This is a genomic window from Paraburkholderia sp. BL27I4N3, from assembly GCF_003386115.1.
GTDB lineage: Bacteria > Pseudomonadota > Gammaproteobacteria > Burkholderiales > Burkholderiaceae > Paraburkholderia.
In genome coordinates this window covers 82,855-101,453 of record NZ_QREJ01000002.1, presented here as the reverse complement: position 1 = coordinate 101,453, position 18,599 = coordinate 82,855, and the positions used below count along the sequence as shown (strand labels likewise).

General features: G+C 60.5%; 20 protein-coding genes. 9 read left to right on the top strand and 11 right to left on the bottom strand.

Features of this window, described 5'->3' with window-relative positions; genetic code table 11:
* Nucleotides 1-57 precede the first annotated feature (57 nt).
* A complete protein-coding gene (locus B0G71_RS41645) occupies nucleotides 58-213 on the top strand; it encodes a hypothetical protein (RefSeq protein WP_181916954.1) in 156 nt (51 codons plus the stop codon).
* A complete protein-coding gene (locus tag B0G71_RS37625; protein ID WP_116123999.1) occupies nucleotides 213-473 on the top strand; it encodes a hypothetical protein in 261 nt (86 codons plus the stop codon). Before B0G71_RS41645 ends, B0G71_RS37625 begins: the two co-directional genes overlap by 1 nt.
* 65 nt (nucleotides 474-538) lie before the next feature.
* On the opposite strand, the gene B0G71_RS37620 is transcribed toward B0G71_RS37625, so the two are convergent.
* The 5 genes from B0G71_RS37620 to B0G71_RS37600 all read right to left on the bottom strand — a co-directional run bounded on the left by B0G71_RS37620 (nucleotide 539) and on the right by B0G71_RS37600 (nucleotide 4,121).
* Nucleotides 539-763, bottom strand: a complete 225-nt coding sequence (locus tag B0G71_RS37620) for a hypothetical protein (RefSeq protein ID WP_116149383.1) — start codon at nucleotides 761-763, stop codon at nucleotides 539-541.
* Nucleotides 764-874: 111 nt separating this feature from the next.
* Entirely contained in the window at nucleotides 875-2,011 is a 1,137-nt protein-coding gene (locus B0G71_RS37615) for a primase-helicase zinc-binding domain-containing protein (RefSeq protein WP_116149381.1), read from the bottom strand.
* A gap of 240 nt (nucleotides 2,012-2,251) precedes the next feature.
* Nucleotides 2,252-2,833, bottom strand: a complete 582-nt coding sequence (ssb, locus tag B0G71_RS37610) for a single-stranded DNA-binding protein (protein WP_116149379.1) — start codon at nucleotides 2,831-2,833, stop codon at nucleotides 2,252-2,254.
* Between the two features lie 11 nt (nucleotides 2,834-2,844).
* Nucleotides 2,845-3,582 carry a hypothetical protein gene (locus B0G71_RS37605; protein ID WP_258875823.1) on the bottom strand — a complete coding sequence of 246 codons (738 nt, stop codon included), beginning with the start codon at nucleotides 3,580-3,582 and terminating at the stop codon, nucleotides 2,845-2,847.
* A gap of 110 nt (nucleotides 3,583-3,692) precedes the next feature.
* Entirely contained in the window at nucleotides 3,693-4,121 is a 429-nt protein-coding gene (locus B0G71_RS37600; protein ID WP_116149375.1) for a hypothetical protein, read from the bottom strand.
* A gap of 148 nt (nucleotides 4,122-4,269) precedes the next feature.
* On the opposite strand from B0G71_RS37600, the gene B0G71_RS41640 reads away from it, so the two are divergent.
* From B0G71_RS41640 to B0G71_RS37565, 7 genes are all read left to right on the top strand, one after another.
* Nucleotides 4,270-4,773: a hypothetical protein gene (locus B0G71_RS41640; protein WP_181916953.1), complete on the top strand. Its 504-nt coding sequence runs from the start codon at nucleotides 4,270-4,272 to the stop codon at nucleotides 4,771-4,773.
* A gap of 367 nt (nucleotides 4,774-5,140) precedes the next feature.
* Nucleotides 5,141-5,845, top strand: a complete 705-nt coding sequence (locus B0G71_RS37590; RefSeq protein ID WP_116149371.1) for a nuclease-related domain-containing protein — start codon at nucleotides 5,141-5,143, stop codon at nucleotides 5,843-5,845.
* A gap of 369 nt (nucleotides 5,846-6,214) precedes the next feature.
* A complete protein-coding gene (locus B0G71_RS37585) occupies nucleotides 6,215-7,459 on the top strand; it encodes a hypothetical protein (RefSeq protein WP_147308748.1) in 1,245 nt (414 codons plus the stop codon).
* A 39-nt stretch (nucleotides 7,460-7,498) separates the two neighbouring features.
* Nucleotides 7,499-8,686, top strand: a complete 1,188-nt coding sequence (locus B0G71_RS37580) for a FlhC family transcriptional regulator (protein WP_116149367.1) — start codon at nucleotides 7,499-7,501, stop codon at nucleotides 8,684-8,686.
* Nucleotides 8,676-8,855 (top strand): hypothetical protein, encoded by a 180-nt coding sequence (locus B0G71_RS37575; RefSeq protein WP_116149365.1) that lies wholly within the window; start codon nucleotides 8,676-8,678, stop codon nucleotides 8,853-8,855. Before B0G71_RS37580 ends, B0G71_RS37575 begins: the two co-directional genes overlap by 11 nt.
* Nucleotides 8,856-8,874: 19 nt before the next feature.
* A complete protein-coding gene (locus tag B0G71_RS37570; RefSeq protein WP_309546290.1) occupies nucleotides 8,875-9,243 on the top strand; it encodes a hypothetical protein in 369 nt (122 codons plus the stop codon).
* Between the two features lie 223 nt (nucleotides 9,244-9,466).
* The gene (locus B0G71_RS37565) at nucleotides 9,467-10,540 is read left to right on the top strand and encodes a CAP domain-containing protein (protein ID WP_116149363.1); all 1,074 of its coding nucleotides are present in this window, start codon (nucleotides 9,467-9,469) and stop codon (nucleotides 10,538-10,540) included.
* Nucleotides 10,541-11,263: 723 nt separating this feature from the next.
* On the opposite strand, the gene B0G71_RS37560 is transcribed toward B0G71_RS37565, so the two are convergent.
* The 6 genes from B0G71_RS37560 to B0G71_RS37535 all read right to left on the bottom strand — a co-directional run bounded on the left by B0G71_RS37560 (nucleotide 11,264) and on the right by B0G71_RS37535 (nucleotide 18,594).
* On the bottom strand, nucleotides 11,264-12,415 hold the full coding sequence (locus B0G71_RS37560; protein WP_116149361.1) for a hypothetical protein: 1,152 nt from the start codon (nucleotides 12,413-12,415) through the stop codon (nucleotides 11,264-11,266).
* Between the two features lie 12 nt (nucleotides 12,416-12,427).
* On the bottom strand, nucleotides 12,428-12,976 hold the full coding sequence (locus tag B0G71_RS37555; RefSeq protein WP_258875860.1) for a type 4 pilus major pilin: 549 nt from the start codon (nucleotides 12,974-12,976) through the stop codon (nucleotides 12,428-12,430).
* A 97-nt stretch (nucleotides 12,977-13,073) separates the two neighbouring features.
* On the bottom strand, nucleotides 13,074-14,204 hold the full coding sequence (locus B0G71_RS37550; RefSeq protein ID WP_116149359.1) for a type II secretion system protein: 1,131 nt from the start codon (nucleotides 14,202-14,204) through the stop codon (nucleotides 13,074-13,076).
* A complete protein-coding gene (locus B0G71_RS37545; RefSeq protein ID WP_116149357.1) occupies nucleotides 14,201-16,483 on the bottom strand; it encodes an ATPase, T2SS/T4P/T4SS family in 2,283 nt (760 codons plus the stop codon). Before B0G71_RS37545 ends, B0G71_RS37550 begins: the two co-directional genes overlap by 4 nt.
* A gap of 16 nt (nucleotides 16,484-16,499) precedes the next feature.
* The gene (locus tag B0G71_RS37540; protein WP_116149355.1) at nucleotides 16,500-17,279 is read right to left on the bottom strand and encodes a hypothetical protein; all 780 of its coding nucleotides are present in this window, start codon (nucleotides 17,277-17,279) and stop codon (nucleotides 16,500-16,502) included.
* Nucleotides 17,266-18,594: a hypothetical protein gene (locus B0G71_RS37535; protein ID WP_116149353.1), complete on the bottom strand. Its 1,329-nt coding sequence runs from the start codon at nucleotides 18,592-18,594 to the stop codon at nucleotides 17,266-17,268. Before B0G71_RS37535 ends, B0G71_RS37540 begins: the two co-directional genes overlap by 14 nt.
* Between the last annotated feature and the right edge of the window lie 5 nt (nucleotides 18,595-18,599).

The following is an 18,599-nucleotide window of genomic DNA, read 5'->3' as shown; positions in this document are numbered from 1 at the left end:
CGGGACACGCGGCGCGCCGCGCCGCGCACCGGTGCAACACAGCGATGAGGAGCAGTTATGCTTGAACTGATGGAAATTCTGCACAACGGTCTGCCACTGAGTGAGCCGCGCTCATGGCTGCTGATCGCCGCGGTTGCTGCAGCGTGTGTCGCGGGCTGGTATAGCGGCGACGTCGCAGCGTGGTATGCAAACCGGAATAACGAGGCTGAGTGATGGATGCTATTGACCTGCTGGTACCGTACTACAGGAAGTTCACCGCTCTACCCTTTCTCGCGCGACGCGCGATCATCTTCGCACTCTCGATCTTCGTCTGGATCGTCGGCGCGGGGCTGGTGAACCTGCATGTGAATGCCGACTTCTGTGCGCTGATTCTTATTGCGGGCGGTGTGGGCGCATTGTGGTCAACCGAGCTCTGGCGGCTCTGGAAACCCTTTTTCTATCTTGTAGTTGTGTGCGTCGCGATCATGAAATGAATGCTTGCGATGAACAAAAAAAAACGGCTCCACCATACCTGGTGGAGCCGTTTTGCTTTACATGATCAGTGCGACCGGGGAGCCGCAGTAACAAGAATGCGATGCGCGCAAAAGTCCCACGCATCAACAAAGGACTGGTCGCGGCACGCATATGCGATATTGCCCTGAGCGGTGCGGTCAATCACGTCGAACGCGACCGCCTCCGACTTTCCCACGCGCTGACGGCCACCTTCTGCGCCGTTCGTTGCGACGATTGCAAACCCACCAACGAGAACCTGGAACGAAGCCATTTTCTACTCCAAAGAAATTGGCCCGACGAGACACTCCCCGATGGGGAGAATATCCCCATCGGGCGGAACTGAAGAAATACGGCCGAAGCCGCGATTGAAGATCGATGCTCGTTAGACGGCAGCGAGGTGTTGCGTATCGGATTTCGGCGCGCGAGATATGTCCGCTAGAACAACATTGGCGAGACGCGCACACCATTGGTCGGTGAAATCGGTTCCTCGCACGCGGGGACGATGCACAAAGACAGTAAAACCCTCTGCCTTGAGGCGCTTCGCGAGTTCGAGCCCACCTGCGACGCCTATCGACTTTCCCGTCTTCGGGTCGATGTCGTCGAAGTCGACGAAAATATGGACAACGCGGATACCCAATCCATCCGGCACCACAAACTGACGTAGCAGTCCGATATTCAGGCAGTACCACATTGGGACACCGGACTCCATATATGCAGCACAGGCCGTTTCCAGACCCTCAGCCACCCCGATTTCGCCGTCTACAGGCTCCATCAATCGCACGGCGCCACCCCGGAGGGGATTGAGCGTCATGTCGTTCAGCTTGTTGTCGAGAATCTCGCCATCGCCCGACACGATCCGCGCTTTAGCTGGCGTAGATCGCTCCAGAAAGGTTCGGTGCAACGTACCGAGCCGGCCATCGGGCAATTCGAACCGGGCGAGGATGCCCGGCCAGCTGCCGATAGGCTTCTTCTCATGCCGGTACTCCAGCATGCCAAGCCGCAATGCCGGCGATGATGCCATCCGTAATCCCGGTACACGTGCGCCGAGGTAACGCATCGCGAGATCGCCGCTCGATACGGGTTTTGCTGAATCCCACATCGAATTGAGGCGGTTTGCGATAAACGTCGCGTCCGGCTTGCGTTTCGGCCGGGGCGCCTTGGCCACGGGAGCGCCATTGAGCGCACGCGGTGCAGGTCCACCGTCCAGTTGACGCATCAGCCGATACAGCCCGATGCTGTTCAGGCGGGTGATCAACTGGAGGCCATCACCTGCCATAGCCTTTCCGTGATCGCATTTACGGCATACCCAATCGCCACGCCCACGCTTGTTGTCGTAGGTGAAGCGATCGTCTCCGCCACATATAGGGCAAGCACATGCTTCGCCGGTGAGACGGTCTGCAGGCACGCCATAGCTCACAAGGAGCGAAATCCATTGCTCCGGGGAACGCGAGAACCCGGCCAACGCGCGCTGAAGCCACGCGTACTGGTCTGGCGTCAGCTCTTTTGCTCGTACAGTCATGAATCACTCTCCTTTAAGTGAGTGGGTTTGGTCGGTGCCTGAGACAGGCGTGAAAACGCGTGCTCAAAAAAGCTGCCCGCGCGCGAGCGGGCAGCTTTTTTCAGCAGACGTGCTATGAGGCAAGAGAATCAGCGAGAACCGCTGGGCAGGAAATGCGTCGCACGACACACCCGAAGGTGTGCCGTTGCGATGGTGAGGAGATACGGGAGTGAAGGGAGAGGCTGGTGAGCCTTTACGGGATCAGATGGCCGACCACGCTGCGCGCGTGTGAAAACCATGGAAGGGGATGTCGTCATCCATGTCATCGAATCCGCCGCCCGCTGGTGCTCGCATACCGCCACCGCCACCATGCGAAGGTTGCGGAGGATGAGCACGAGTTCCAACGTCATCAGCCGCGCGGGATCCAGTTGACCGGGACGCCGGCGCCGGGCGTTGAGCGCGTCCACTGGTTCGCTGCTCAAAGCCACCGTCGCCATCGTCTTGACTGCTACGACCGCCAAGCATCTGCATCTGCTCAGCCACGATCTCAGTCGAGTAACGATCGGTGCCGTCCTGCGCCTGCCATTTGCGCGTGCGAATACGGCCTTCGAGATAGACCGCCGAGCCCTTTTTCAGGTATTCCGAAACGATCTCGGCAAGCCGACCAAAGAAGGAAACACGATGCCATTCCGTTGCTTCCTTCATTTCGGCCGACGCCTTGTCCTTGTAACGGTCCGTTGTGGCGAGTCGAATGTTAGCCACAGCATCGCCGCTAGGGAGATAACGCACTTCCGGGTCAGCGCCGAGATTGCCGACGAGGATCACCTTATTTACAGATGCCATTTGAATTACCTCTATTTAGTGATTGACCAGAGCCATTTGTCCCACATGACCGGCTTGCCATCCTTGACCATTGCCGAGCCATCCGCTCTGATTGCAGGCACCTTGATCTTGCGAAGGCGCCTGACAGACACAACGTCACCGACTACGCACCTGCATTCCGCTATGGCCTCCTTCAGGCCCTCGCCTTGCAGTGTCCGCTCGCCGGACGTGGTGTCGATATGAATGGCAAACGATTTGTAGAGCCGCCCGGGTTTCTTTCGGTCGGGAAACTTCTCTTCGCCCCAGGAAACAATCCGGCCAACCACCGCAGACGCGTCCACCGACTGTTCGCGACGCCGGCGCACCGGGCTCACGTCGCCGGCGTCGAAGCGTTCTTCCTCCGTCTCCGGAAGTAGTGATTGCGAGCCGTTGCCGGAGACTTCCGGCGTCGCCTTCACTGCAGGGCTCACGACAGCGTTGTTTCCCTGACGTATCGCGGTAGCAATAGCGATCTTGAGCGGGCAACGATGGACAGCCACCCTGGACCAGTGAGGCTCGAGGTCAGGCACGATCTTCATGCCAAACTCGGTCTCTTCCGTGTGGTCGTCAAAAGCCGGCGTGAACTGGACGATGTGGTCGCCCTCGTTCACAAACAGATGCAGCGTATCGCCTATCGTTACTACCGTTTCGTTCCCGGCGCCCTGTCCCACGACGCTTGCGGCTGTACCGTTATCAGGAGCGGCAGCCGCGGTCGACGTCATCGGCGACATGGCTGATTCTGGTGACGACTGTTGGTGGGGATGTTGAGTGGCAGATTTGCCTGGGAAGAGATCCGCGAGCACGCGGGTGAAAAGTGTCGCAGTGTTTCGCACATAGCCTCCTACAACAGGGTGCCGAAGCACATGCGGCGCAGCTCGAGAAGATCGCGCTCAAGCAGCGGCGTGGTCAGGATCACGTCCTGCATCGTCTCGGGATCGACACCATTGACTTTGCACACGTAGACATAGGGCAAGGCGCCCTCCCAGTAACCCATGATCCATCCGAGGGTTGCGCGATAGTCATCCAGGTCGATCTTGCGATTGCGAAGGCGTTCGGACAGCAGCGCCGCACAGTCCATCAACGACTCGGGCACGCTGTCGCCGCGACGACTGTCGCTCGCTAGCGAGATCAATGCGTCGACCATCTTTTCGCGCACTGCTGCGCCCCACAGATGCGGGTCAGGCAAAGGCTCGGGCTTTGAAGGGGTGACAACTACCGGCGAGGATTCGCCGAACATGTCCAGCTGCCAGGCAGCCACATGCATTTCCATGAGATTGCTCCGGTGGTGCCGGCAATCTCATGTCCCGTGACCGGGAATGGGATCCCGGCGGGGTTCAGTTGCCGTCACCGAGGCGAAGGCCAAGGTGACGGTAGGTTGTGGCGGTGACCCGACTTACTGGGTACCGGTCTTGAAAGGAATGATGACGGCCGACTTTGCGTATCGCTTCATCGGCACCGGTGCCGCAACGCTGTCGTTCGATGCGGTCGCTACAGGCACGTCTTGCACGCTCCCGTTCGCGGCCATCTGGCGGGATGCTGCGAGCTTCTCCGCTTCGGCACGCGCGGCTTCGGCTTCTGCCTCGGCTGCTTCGATCGCCTTCGCCTTTTTCTTCATCGTCACCATCAACCAGCGCATGCTGAGCAGAAGGAGAAATCCGACAACGGCGAACGAGATCGTCGCGATGTACACGACGAAGCAGAGCGCAAGCAGCTTCGCTGGTGAAGTGATCGCGTTCTTGAACAGGACTTTCAGCATTTTTCTCTCCAGAAAAAGTCACAAGGGAATGTCCGGACAACGTCCGGTGATTTCGATGCTCAACGAGCAAGGAAACTCGGCGCCAGGCGCTTTCGTGCGCACCCGGTTGGGGGCGCGCACGGAAGGGCCAGCGTGTCGCGAATCAGGTGGGAAAGGTAACTGGTAGGCGCGCGAAGACCTGCACGCACGTTCGATGCGTCGAGCCGACGCGGGAGATAGAACGAGATTACCGGTGGCTGGGCACCTGACAGGCCCGAATGCTCGCAAACTTCATGCGGCTTATGTTTTTCGCGCCTGGCGCCCCCGATCCGGCAGGACGAGCCGGCTCACGGGCTTAACCCTAAAAGCTCCAGAAAAACTGGAGCTTTTGAGGCAATAACGAGGATCGGGAGCGCAACCGCAGAGAAAGGTGGTGTCGCCTCGGCAGACGTTGCCATCGTCCGCGTTAAAACCGGGTATCCGAACGCCCCGGCCGCTTGACTTTGTCATTCTCCTGGCAAGCTTGACTCACTGTCTGACATCTGGAGTGAGTCATGAGTACAAGCCTGTTCGTTCTGGCCGCGATAGCCTACTTTGTATGGCGGGCCTTGCGCCCACAGCGTCCGAAGCTTGGCGCCCGCGGAGCGTCGCCGATCCCCGCGCTACGAAGCGACCGCAGCGGCGACGAGGGGGAGGCACGCGTGCAGGCGGAGTTAGTCGAGGTCCTGACCTGGCTTTGCGGTAGCAACTTCTATTTGCATTCCGGCCCCATTCTGCTTAACCATGCGCCCGGCACCGAGTTTCCCACCGCCGAGGTAGATCATCTGGCCATCACACCCTTTGGAATTTTCATTTTCGAAACGAAGAACTGGACGGGTTTGATCAAACCAGGAGCCAGTGCGGATGTGTTGATACGAATTGGCGCCGATGGAGAGCCACAGGCGCGCAAGTCCCCTCTCAGCCAGAACCGCTCGAAACTCGCGTTCCTCCGCGGGACGTTGCCACCGGTGTGGCCAATAGAAGGCGCGGGCGTATTCGCCAACGACGGGTGCGTTCTATCGCCGGACCTACCCGTCAGCATATTGCGTCGGACCGACCTCGCCCAGTGGCTAAGGGACAGACGCGCTCGGCATGCTGCGGGCACGGCCGCCGTCGTAGACGTGGCCAAGGCGTGGGCCGCAGTGCAGCGAATCGCGAGTACAGATGAACTGGCCCTCAGAAAGCATCGCGAAAGACCGAGGGTTAACCCTAAAATTTAAGTGATTCTTTCCTAAAGTTTCGGTCGCTACTGCCGATCCAAATGTTGCCGCATGTATTCATCTGATGATTAGACGAATGACGCGTATTTTTGCGCCGCTTTTCGGGGTGACGAACGCGAAACGGAGCGTATTCTGGGCTGGGATTCAGGGGAACTGAAAGACCTCGCGAGTCAAGAGTCAGACGCCCGTCCGGATTCGCGCCAATAGAACGATCAATCAAAAGGCTTCTACTATGAAGAACGAAAAATACCTTGGCCCTCCTCAGACCGGCCGCCTTCTGGCCGAAAGCGCGTCTTCCATCCTGACGTCGTTTGGCGCCCCACACGCACGGCGTCACGCAGCATCGAACCCACACTGCCGGAAATGAACGTGAGCCATCCCAAAGAACTTCAGAATACCAACGAGCCTGATTTCGACCCGACCTTGGCTGAGGGGGCCGACAACAGCGGTGACCTGTCGGCGGTCGGGTCCGCACCACTCGCTTTTGCTCATGTACCGGACGAAACCGAGATCGCGCAGACGGTGCGCCAGTTCTTCGGTAGCGAAGTCCCGGAGTCGCTGCGGGCAATCATCGCGTCTGAAAGCAATGAGATTGCGCACTCTACTCGGAAGATCCTTGAGGAACATATGCGCATCGGGGGCATCCTCTTCAATCTGCGCAGTCGGATCGAGGGCCACTATGTGGCGTCCCTTGGTGACAGCCGGCACGTGCGCAACAAGGCCGCACAGGCCTTCTACAAATACGTCGAGCAGGTGTTCAGGAAAAAACACGACATCGTCAAGGTATATATCCGTTCCTATCTGCGCTTTAGCACCAACGCCGGCGCCGTCGAAATGCTGACAATCACGGACATGCAGTTGCTCGTAAGCCAGGACGATGAGGTCATCGACGCTGTTATCGAGGCAAAGAAGGAGAACCCCGACCTAAGCAAGCGGGAAGTGAAGCAGATCATCGAGAGCTACAAGACCAAACTCGCCGAGAAGGATGCGAGCCTCGATGTGGTGAAAAGCCAATTATCGGAGGTCGTCGGCCAACTCGACGACGCTCGCAACGAAAACCAGTATCTCACCGAAGAAACCAAGCACCTGCGTCTCCAGATCGAGCAGGACAAGGAAAAGAAAAAGAGAACGATGGTGGACCTCGAGGTCGCGAATCGTTCTGTCAGCACGATGCACACCGAGATATCCAAACTCGAACGGGAACGCGACACCTTGCTGCGTCAGCTCGCTGAAGCAGCTAACCGGGTCCAGACGAAAGAGGTCGTCGTCAGCGGACCGCCCGAGAACATCAAGCACCTCCAGGAAGCGGCCGACGGCCTCATGACTCAGGTGAAGGAAGCGACTTCGCAGATGGAGAGCCTGCAGGCAGAGGTCGCATCGCTGGAAGAACGGCGCAAGCAGCAACTGGCCGAGATCGAATCGAAAGAGACTATCGAGCGACACATCCGGGAACTGATGGTCGACTTCGGCTCGTTCATGCAGAAATACAAGACGACACAGCTTCTCGTCACCGCCGGCGGATCGGTCGCACCGTTTGCGAATCTTTTCGCAGCCTTTGCCGATCACGTCGGCAGCTTCCACCAGGAGTTACTGGCTGCAGCCAACGCCACGTGATTCCCACCCGCCGAGCAATGAGAGATACAGGTAGTAGCAATGGAAAATAAAGAAAATTATCGCGCGGTCGACCGTCTTTACGTCCCGGATTGGCTCACCGAACAGATCCAGGTAGCGAACTTCAACATGGTTGACCACATGAAGTGGCTGCTGCAACAGGACAGTCGCTTCAACGAGGTGTTCAACGTCGAGCTAAAGGATCTTGATCAGCTCCAGTTGAATCAATTGTCCCTGCGCAATTTGTTGCGCGCACCGTTCCTGATGGCGGAGCCGACCCTTCAGACTGTCGAGGACTGGCGCTGTTTTGTCGACGATACGGCGACGACGGTGGCGGTAGACATCCTGCGACGGAAGACGCCGGAACTCGACGCTCTGGCATCGTATGCTGTCGGGCACCAGAACGTGGCGTTTCTCTCGCTTGCCACGCAGATTCTCAATATGAGCGTGCTCGCCGCGCCATTGCTCGGCATTACGACCGACGTGGCCAAGTACCTACTCACCGTCCCCTCATATCGGCTCAATCTGGCCTTGCAGCGAATGAATGGCCTTCCGCTGTTCCGCTGGCGTTTCAGCAGCCAGTCGTTCTGGTACGAGTTCGCGGGTAGCACATTGACCGACGAGATGATTGCGCATCAGATAATGTTCACGTCGCCGGCGCGGGTGGGCGACCTCCCCAGTGACGCGCGATGGGGCGAGCTTCGACTCGGCCGCGCAAAGAACGAGGCTTTCGCGGGTGCCCTGCTCGCGTATGGACTGCGTGCATCGACGGCGACCGCCCTGTTCAACCTTACGCAGAATCAGATGCGCGGGCTCTATTTTAAGATTCACGGTAAAAGCTCGCCCTGTGGCAACACCGCCAATTCCCTGCCATGGTTCGTCGAAACTCCGCAGCATCGACTGCATGCGACGGTCTATGCGTGGCTCTATCGTTCAGCGGTTGCAATGGGTGCTTTGCCGCCAGAAGCTTTGATCGCGACCAATGACGTCTACGATCGCCTGTTTGGCGGTAACCGCGTGATTTCTGCGGATCGTGGCTGGAACCTGATCCGGTCAATGGCGGCCGATGCTCGTCTCACGATCGCGCCTTGCCGGACCTGCAGCACACACTATGTCGTCTCGAATAACGACGCCAAGATCGAAATGCATAACCGGTTCAGTTGTCCGGCATGCCAACAGCAGCTCGGCATCAAGCGGCGCGCCGCACGGAGGAAGGCCAATGACGCCTGACACCGCCTTGAAGGAGTTGCCTGCGGGGCTCGTAATTTTCAGTACTGACGGCAAGGCCCAGTTCGGCTGGCGGAATCCCGAAACGGGGGTCTTTCACGCCGAAGACGACGGACATGTGATCGCAAACGCTGTCGGCGCCGTTGCCTGGCACGCCGGGATCATGCATTAGTCAGGGAGGCTGGACTCCGATGAAAATGCAGGACTTCGACTACCTTGCGCGGGAGAGTAACGCGGCGTGGCTCGATGGACGCGGCGACGGTCGGTTCGACCGCTACGAGCAGTTCTATCAGAGTGAGCGGGCTCAAACGGCGGACCAGTTTAATCTCGAGAAGGTCAACGAGGAGTACAGCGATTGGTCGGCAGCGCGGCCTTCGCGCCTCCTCTCCGCTCTGAGCGCGCCCTGGTTCGGTCGCGTCGCTATCGCCCTGTTCAGCTTGTACATGGGCTGCCACCTGGTACCCGGGTTCGCCAAGGCAATGCCCGAAGCTACGGGTGCGGCCCTGGTGGTCGCGTTCATCGGTCTTCGCATATTCCACCGGCGCCGCAAGCGTCACTGAGAACCCGCCGCCGGCGGGTTTTTTATCGTTTGGGCGCATGGAGCTTAACTCCGGCCGGGAATATCCGTTAACCCATAGAATCACGGCCAAAATTCGGGCAGCGGAGCTAACCGGCCACAGTAGGTTCAGCAACCAGCGGCGACTTGACTTTCGTTGCCGATCTATAAGATGAAATCAAGGTCGCGCAAGGGGCACGGCCATATGAAATCGAGGAAGCACAACAATGAAACAGAAAAATATTTCAGCACTGACCGCCGTTTCTTTCGCCGCGGCCATCGCACTGTCAGCTTGCGGCGGCGGTGGTAGTAGCGGTAGTACGACAGGCGCGACTCCGCCGGCAACATCACCGTCTACCGCAGGCAACCTGCAAACGTCGGTGCCCGCAGCAACCTATACTGGCGGAACGGCCCAAGCGACAATCTTCGCGCAACTCAACGCCTATCGGTCGGCGATGGGTGTTGGGCAGCTCAAGCAGGACTCGGTTCTCGACACGTCAGCAAACGCGCACGCGCTTTACTTGGTGAACAACTTCGCGAACGGCAACATCACGAGTGTTACGCACAATGAGATCTCGACGTTTGCGAACTACTACGAAGCCACACCATTAAGCCGAGCCCGCAAAGCTGGCGCCCCGGCAACCGAATGGATTGGTGAAAACGCCGCGGTCGGGCTTAGCCTCGCGACCGGCGACGCAAACGCGGCGAGCTGTCTAGGGCAATACCTCAACACGGTTTACCACCTTCAGGCGGCGACGTCCGTTGAGGAAACGATCGGCGTTGGCTTTCAGACAAACGCTGGTCAGGCAACATACGGTTGCGTGCTCGACTTCGGTCAAACGACAAACGTCAACGGCACCCCTATTGATAACGGGTTCTACGCTGGCGGTGGTCAACAGATGGCGACTGACGTAAGCGCGGTAACGCCTTATCCGAACGAAACCAATGTCGCCCGTGCGATGGTCGCTGAAGCGCCGAATCCCGCTCCGGATCTGCCGTCCCCCGGCCGTCCCGTGCTGTTTCGCGTCACCGCCGCAAGCGCAGGAGACGTATTAACCGTCACGAGTTTCACTCTGAGCGCCAGCGGATCTGCGGTCCCTGCTCGGATCATCGTTCCGTCTGCAGCAATGACGGGATCGACGGGCACTACGGCTGACGTGAACAACGCGCTGTTCGCGGGCGTCGTTGCTCTGCTCCCCCTAACTCCGCTCGCAGCGAACACAACCTACACGGCGACTTTTTCGGGTGAACGTGACGGAAAGCCTGTCAATATGACTTGGACATTTACGACAGGCTCGTAAAGGAGGCAGGCCGCGCGCGGCCGCGTTCGCTTGACACAAGGAAAGCGCCCTTTCGGGCGCTTTTTTTCCAACTTCTCAGTGAGGATGGCACGCGCCCTGCGAAAAAAGTCCAAACACCGCGTCCACGCGACCGGCCGGGTTTATCGCGCAAATAACACTTCCGCGGGTGATTTGCCCCCCCGAGTCGCAGCCGTTTGAACCGGTAGCGTTCCACCCATACAGCGTGTCGCTTGGATACTCCGAGCGCTGCAGAACCAAGGCCGCATTATTTGTGACGTCCCCAACGTAGCTCTGGATCGAATCGAATACTCCGTTCGCCTGAGCGGCAGGAAAATTGGCTTGGCACACTGAAACCGGATCGAACGCCGGTGGCGCGGGCGGCGGTACCGCACAGCCGAGACCGACCCAGCTATCGCCATCCCATGCGGGTGCCGAGGTTTGATTAAAGCCACTCGGACAAGTCGGAGGGGCCTGATAGTTACAATGCGGCGCAGAGTATTGCGACCCGATCCATTGCGCCGCTGCGATAGTCGTCCAGCCTGGCTGGTTGGGACACGTCGGCGCGGTCTGCCACGCGGTCGTGAGGTGGCCAACACAGGTGGAATCCTGATTGTTCACAGAGCACCGGACAGGCCCTGCTACGGCTGCGCTGCCGCCGAGCAATACGCACGCGACGAGGCCGATCCTGACGAACACTCCAATAATGCGCATCTCTAAACCTCTTCAATAAGTACAGAACGTAGTCGCGACGGCCGTCCCGTTTATGATGGTCCCGCTGCCGTCGGTGATGTAGACCGTCCACGGACCACTTCCGGCCGTTGGATAGTTGATGACGGCGGTCGGGTCCGTGTACATGCTCTGGCCCGTCACCACCAGTTGCGGTGTCCCGCCCGCAGGACAATTCGGATTTGGCACGTATGTACCGCCGCCGCCCGGTATGTTCGTGTAGCCGTACCAGAGCTTGGGACCGCCGATCGGCATCCACTGCAGAACACCCGACACGTTCTGACACGACAGCATCAGGCCCGAGTTGTCGCTCGCGCCTGTCATCGCGCTTATCTTCGGGCAGGCTACTCGCGGCCAGCCCACGTTTCCGGTGGAGACGGTCGTACCAGCGCTGACCGTCGTACCGGCGGACACCGCCCCGCTCGCCGCGATGGCAGCAGTCGCGCCGATGTTCGCCGCACTGACAGTGCCTTCCGCGTCGAGGTTATGGACGTTGTGAAGGCTGACGTGATTGACGTTCTGGTCGCCGGTCCACGTCAGCGCGCCGTCGCGCCGGATGTAGACCGAGTTGCCGTCCGACGTCGGTCCGTTCGTCGCGAGGACCACGGCAGCCGGGTTGCCCGACAATGGGTTGGTCGCGTTCCATGCACCATTGATGCCGCTAATGGTCCCAGGGTTCTGCATCTTCGAGAAGCCGAACGCGTTGCCGCCTGCCTGCGCGATGATCGAAGCGCCGATCACATCCGGATTGCCGCCACGCGTCACCGGCTTTGACGGGTACAGCACGTAGGTGACATGGCAGTCCCCTGCACTCACGGAACACGTCGACGGTCCGACGCTCATACTGATGACGTACACCCCGCCCCAGAACGGACCGTTCGCGTGCGGTTGCTGAAGGTTGCCCTGCGTGAACAGATCGTTGAGCGTGGGCAGCTCCGTCGCAGGCACCACCGCAACCGGACCGTTCTGCGTGAGCGTCGCGTAGTTTTTGGTCACCCAGTTACCAAGCGCCGCGTTGATGACCGCCTCGTTCTGACCTTCGGCCGTCAGCACCTGGTTGCGCCGCTTCGCTGCGTCCTCCTTGATACCTACGACCGTCATCAATGCCGCAGCGACCAGCACAACCACCATCTCAACGATGCTGAACATGCCCCGGCTTCCTTAGTTATTGTGCGTGGCGTACATGCCGATGCTGGCGGTCGCACCCGCCGAAGCGCATGCGGTACCTGCAGTCGCACCGCTGAACGGTGTGTTCGGGTCGTACACGGTTGTCCCGTTGACGGTGACTTTCGCATAAGCCCCAGCGACAGCACCGATCGACAGGGAGCACACCGTACTTGGCACCGGATACGTCACGACCATGGCGTCGTCAGTCGACGCGATCGTTCCAGGCACCGCGGTCACCGCACCGCCAAAAATCCCCGTAAGCGCGCCGGTGGACGTGTTCACGCGCGAATTCGCCGAGTCAAATGCATGGTTCTTCGCAAGCGTCTGCTGCGTCTCGCTTGAGAAATCGACGTCGCTCGAGGTGGCGTCCTGGATGCCGCTGCGAAAAAGCTGCGCTTCGCTCTTGAACTGATGGGCGTGGATACGATCCATCACGAATGAACGGCCCTGATAGACGACAAGCGCGAGCAGCGCCGCGCCAGCCATCACGGCCGCTCCCTCGATCAGCGACAGTTCGCCCGACTGCCGGCGGCGGCGGCCCATCCGGGTCAGTGACGATTTACGCTCTGCTGAGGCCGATAAGATCGCCGCGGTAGAAGCGCTTGTCTTTCGCATCGTGTTGTTCACGTTCATTTATTCCTCAGTAATTGGCGCCAGCCGACGATGACGAATCGAAGCTGACAGCACCGGTCGCAACGTACGACCCGATGCCGAAAACGAAAAAGAGTGAGACTGCAAAGCCGAGCAGCACGTAGTGCGTGATGCGGGCGTTACGGCGGACCGTCGCGACCACGCGATCCAGTGAGTTGCGACCGAGCGACTTGATCGCCTGCACGAACTGGTCACGACCGGCCGCGTCCGCAATGGTGTCCATCACCGTTTCGGAAAAGATGCCGGTGTCGAGTGCGCGCATCGTCTGGTCCGGACGCTGGGTGAGCCTGCGGCCCATCCGGTTCAGATGCCATTTGAGCCACGGATCTGCCGTCTTCGTGAGCCGGTCGAGGGACGCGCGCAGCGTGAGGTTCGAGTCGAAGAGGCCCGCAAGCGAGACGATCAGCAAAGCGGCGCGCAGATCGCGCCGGTTGCGCCACATCAGCGGCATCGAATCGACCTTGTTTCGTAGGTGCCCAGTCCAGCGCTTGAGCGAATGAAAATATCCGAAGACAAGTCCGCCGACGATCGAACCGCTGAGCCACCAGTAGTGGTACGCAAAGCTGTCGAACGCATAAAGCACCTGCGCAAACGGGGACCACTCTGAAACCGGCCTCGTATCTTCAACGGCCGGAAAGATCGTGCCGCCGAACAGCATCGCGTACAGGTACATGTAGACGATCAGCAGCGCCGGGTAGGCCATCTGCAGCGATGTCGTCGTGGCCAGTACCGCTTTCGCGTTCGCCGCCATCTCCGCGAGTTCGAGGCCGCGGATCGCCGCATCCTGTTGCGTCGATGCACCGGCGATTTCCAGCAGCGCGTATTCGTCGGTCGGGATGTACGGCCTCATCGCGTTCGCGAAGTTGTCCCCCGCCACCATCCGTTTGGCGATAGCCTGGAAGACCGGCCACGCCAGTCCCTTGCGATTGCGGTGGCGCTTCTCCAGCGTCATCAGCCGCTCGTGCAGCGTCTCCCGATTGCGCAGACCTTTCGCGGCCACATCGAGCCGCGTTTCGCGGTAGAAGCCCTCGCGCAGTTTGCTGAAACGCCAGACCGCCACGCGCATGCGTTCTTTCTGCGGCAGCATCATGAAGACTGTGTAGACGAGTCCCTTGATCACGACGGCATCCTCCCGTCACGGTCTGCGAAAACCTTGTACTCGTCGAACGAGCGCATCGTCGTATCGATGAAGCGCGGGTCGATGATCCCTTGCGACGCCTTGTAAAGCGCGTGCTCATAGATCGTCTTGCCCGTCATGTCTTCATCGCCAAATCCGGACACGCGCGTCGAGCGCCATACCCTCTCCGCGCCGCGCCAGTCGCGTACCGCCACGAGGTCGAGGAATTCCAGCGTCGGCCGGAAGATCTCCATCGCAAGCGTCTGCCCTTTGGTACCGGCGGCGACTTTGCCCGCGCGGGTGAAAAGGCCCTTCAGGCGGCAGTGCTCGCAACCGGCTTCATCGCGACATGCCATCGTCGACGTATCGAGCCCGAACTTCTTCTCGAGCGTGTCAACCTGCGTTGCGCTCAGCACGTCACGCGCGGGAACCTTGCAATGCGGGCACAGCAGCGGAATCAGCTTCTGGTTGGCGACGGCGTTGACGAACTTCTCAGAGGACATTTCGTCCATCGGCAACTGCAGACGGCCACCTGCGAGCCGCATGAATGCGCCGATCGCACTGTCCGCGTGCAGGGTTGTTCGAACCGGGTGACCGGTCAGTGCCAGCTCCGCGACGAGAGACGCCATCACGCGGTCGCGGATCTCATTGACGGTCAGGTCATCCGGGTCCATCCGCATCAGTGTGCGAATGACCTCTGCCCCTTTGCGACTCGCGTCCTCGTCCGACTCGTCCGGCCGGCGCGGTATCGAAATTTCCGACAGCCACGGATGCGGATACTCCGATGGTTCGCTCACGACATACTGCTTGCGCAGGTCGCGCGACGACAGCATGTAGGAAAGTGCGCGCAGCAGTGTCGATTTCGCTGACCCGGTTTCACCGGTGAAAATCGATACCCCGCCACTCACGTTGCATAACGAGTCAAGGATCTTCAACTGGCTGCGTGTGAGACCCATCTGGTCCGGCATCAGCAGCTTGAGATTGCGGAAGTTGCCGTCGAGCAGGCGCAGCGCAACGTCGAAGCCGCCAACGAGCGGCGAGCTCTGCCAGCGGATGTTAAGGATGTCCGTGTGCACAACGAGCGGAATCATGGCCGACTGCGGCGCGCTCGGCTGGAATGTCTCGCCCGAATTCGTGTTGCGTGCAACGAGATCCTGATAGGACGCGGACAGGGCGCGGCGCACCAGCGACTTGGACAGTTTGCGATAGGTGTAAAGGTCACCGTTCACGCGGAAACGCACTTCGACGTCGTCGTTAAAGTCGCGGTACTCGTAGTGGATGTCGCCGGCACCATATTCATGTGCGGCCTCCGCCACATCGCGAAACGTGCCAATTGCGCGCGACGTTTCCGGGACGACGGCCGCGGAGCGATTGCGCTCGCGCCCGTAGATCGCGGAGATGACTGCCTCGCCCGCGATCATCTCTTCATGTACCTTGATGTCGGCGCGTTCGAGATCCTTCAGGTACGTCGGGTACAGCGCCGACTCGTGGAACGCCTGGGTCGTCACGACGATCGCCATACCGGCCTGCACTTCCACTGCGACGAACTCGCGGCGAGCCGCATCGGTGATGCGCAACGTTGCATCGGCGCCGCGCTCGCTCAGAATGCGCTTGAATGCGAGCGCTTCGGCCGACAGCAGTTGCGGCAGGCCAACCGGGATCAATTCCGGTTCCTGCTGCACTACCGGCTCGGCACGCGCATGAACTTCGTGCACCTCGTCTGCCAGCGGTGCGGATGCATTGCCATCATCCAGTTCGGGCTGTTCCGGCTTGGCGCGCAGGTCAGCCTCCGGATAAGCTGGACGACGCGCATCTTCGGCGGCGACTTCAACCGTTGCCTCGATGTCGTTCGTGGACGTTGCGGGCGCGGCGTCAGCAGCAGTGGCAGAGAATCTCGCCTTGCCATCATCTACTGGTCGCTCGTCTGCTCTCGCTGGGGGTTCGTTCCCATGCTGGCCGAACATCTGGGCGTCCGCTGAAGGCAGGGTATCCGGATCGCCGTCCTCGTGCGCGTCGACGTCACTAATGTCGGCCATCCGCAAGCGCATGCCGAGCGTCATCGGTTGCCCCGGCTTCGCTTCCACCGGTTCGGCTTTCAGCTTCGTGGCCTTACTCGCGAAGCGCGGCTCGCGGTCCGCGACTTCTGGTGTCGCGGCCCCCGCCCCGGCGATCGGCATGGACGACGCCGAGTCCTCCGAGAAACCCGCCCGAAACGCGCGCAAGCGCCCGAAGATGCCGCCAGTGGACGGCTCGTTCTTTTCGATTCCAGAAAACATACTCATGAGTCAGCCTCCCTTGTTAGCGAGCAATAGCGGAAAGAGGAATGTTCGGCGGCAGCGGGCCCGACAGATCCGGCAAACCTCTAACCGCCAGCCCGCTCGCCCCCGATTGCTGGGCGTCCTGCGCGGGGGTGCCGCCACTGATCGTTTCGGTCCATGTACGCGCGCCCTTTCCCGCCCCGTCAGCAACGGTCACCACGAAGCCGTCGACGCGCTTCACCATCCAACCGTTAAGAAGCCTGGCGCCGACGTGTGCGGGATACGATGCATTGCGATATTCGTAGAGCACGGACTGTCCGCTCACGTCGCTAAAGGCGCCGACGAACCGCACAGGCTCTGCGCGCGAACGAACGGGCGCCGGTTTGCTATTGACGGAAGGCGCAGGCGCATTGACGGGCGCCGCCGCCGGAGCGGCGCCATTCAGAGCCACACCACCGGGCAGCGCACTCCCGTTGCCCGCCAGTTGCCGCGCGATGGACGAACGCGCGATCCGGTCCACATCCTCGATGGAAAGGCGGGACTCTGCCGGCACCGTTGCCGACGCAGGCCCAGCGGACACAGGCGTGGCGGTCGCGGACTGTGACGCTGCGGACTGAGAGACTCCAGGCTGCGAGGCCACGCCGGTATGAGCAGCTGCATCGGCCACCGGACATTCCGTGCTCAGGTCGAGGTCTGCCGACGGCGCATGTGAACCGACCGCCTGTGAATGCATCGCCTTCGGCTTCGGCTGGGCATGGACGGCGACCGAACCAACCATCAAGGCGCACGCGAGCGCCGACAGGACTTTAGTTGAGAACATAGTATTTGCCCCTGGCTGTGAAATGGATGCCGTTCTGGATGACCGTCCCGCCGTTCTGCGATGTATTCGCGCCAGCCTCTCCGAGCTTCAGCTCAACGGTCATCGTGTCCAGTGTCATGTTCGACGGCAGCCTCGCCAGCAACGGCGATTGCCACCGGTATCCGCTGATGGTCCATTCGCCCACGCGGATCATCTGCGCCGGGCGGGAATCGTTGGCACCCACCGGAACGGCAAGAAGTGGCTTCGGAGGCTCGAGGTGCACGGTGTAGCCATAGCTGTCGAGTTCGAACGGCTTTGCGGAAAGTTTTTGCGGCGGTGTCTGCAAGGCGTCGATCAGTCCCTGCTCTGTAGGCCAGTTGCCTTGGTCTTTTTCGGCCACGAACGCGACTGCGGGAACCTGAGGACCGCGAGCCCCGGCATGCAGACCGTCCGCATCAAAATGCAGCGGGCGCATCGACTCAGGGGCCGCCTGACGAAGATCGTCGAAGCTGCCGCCATACCGGCGCAGCGTCAGTGCGCAAGAGCCCTGTGTGCCGCACACCGCCTTCTCGAACACGAAGCCTGCAACGACCGTTTCGCTGTTGCCGAGCGTCGCAAGCAGCGCGGGCGCAAGCAGATTCGCGCGCGGCATCTTTGCGGCAAACGTCTGACGCACCTGCAGCGCGTATTTCTCTTCGAACGACGGCTCGCGCGGCGCCGGGGGCGTCGGCGGATTAAGGATATCGGCCAGTTGAATACCACCAAATACGAGCGCGGCACCGATCACGACGATGGGCACAATGGATGGCACACCGGCGGGCACCTTGGCCACGCGGGCGCTCTTGCGCGCATCGAGCAGTGCATCGGGGCCAAACCTCTCGTCGACGTCCCTGACGTCCGGCCCGGCGCCAAGCGTCGTTAGCCGCAGGTTCAGCTTCAGACATTCCTGCTCGATCGCGAGCTTCCGTTCGTGGGCCTGCGGTACCGGCAGGACCTCATCGCTGCGCACAACACCGCGCACAACAAAGACCACGTGTACGCGCTGATCGTCCTGAAGGAGAACCACCGCGGCAGCCTTGCCCTTGACCCGGTCGTGCTGGGCGATGCGAGCCGCTCCTGAGTAAAGCTTCGCGCCCTTGAGTTCGGCCATCTCGGGTGCGCAGAAGCCACCGATGACGTCCTTGCCGATCCTGTACTCGACATAGTGCGTCGCGCCGAAATCGTCGGCATAGCGGCGGCGCTCCGCCCGCATCTGCTTTGACGGGTACGCGCGCCACTCGAGCCCGAAGATGAGACGCGCGTTCTTTTCGCGCGGCAGTGGATCCGTGATGTGCATGCGCT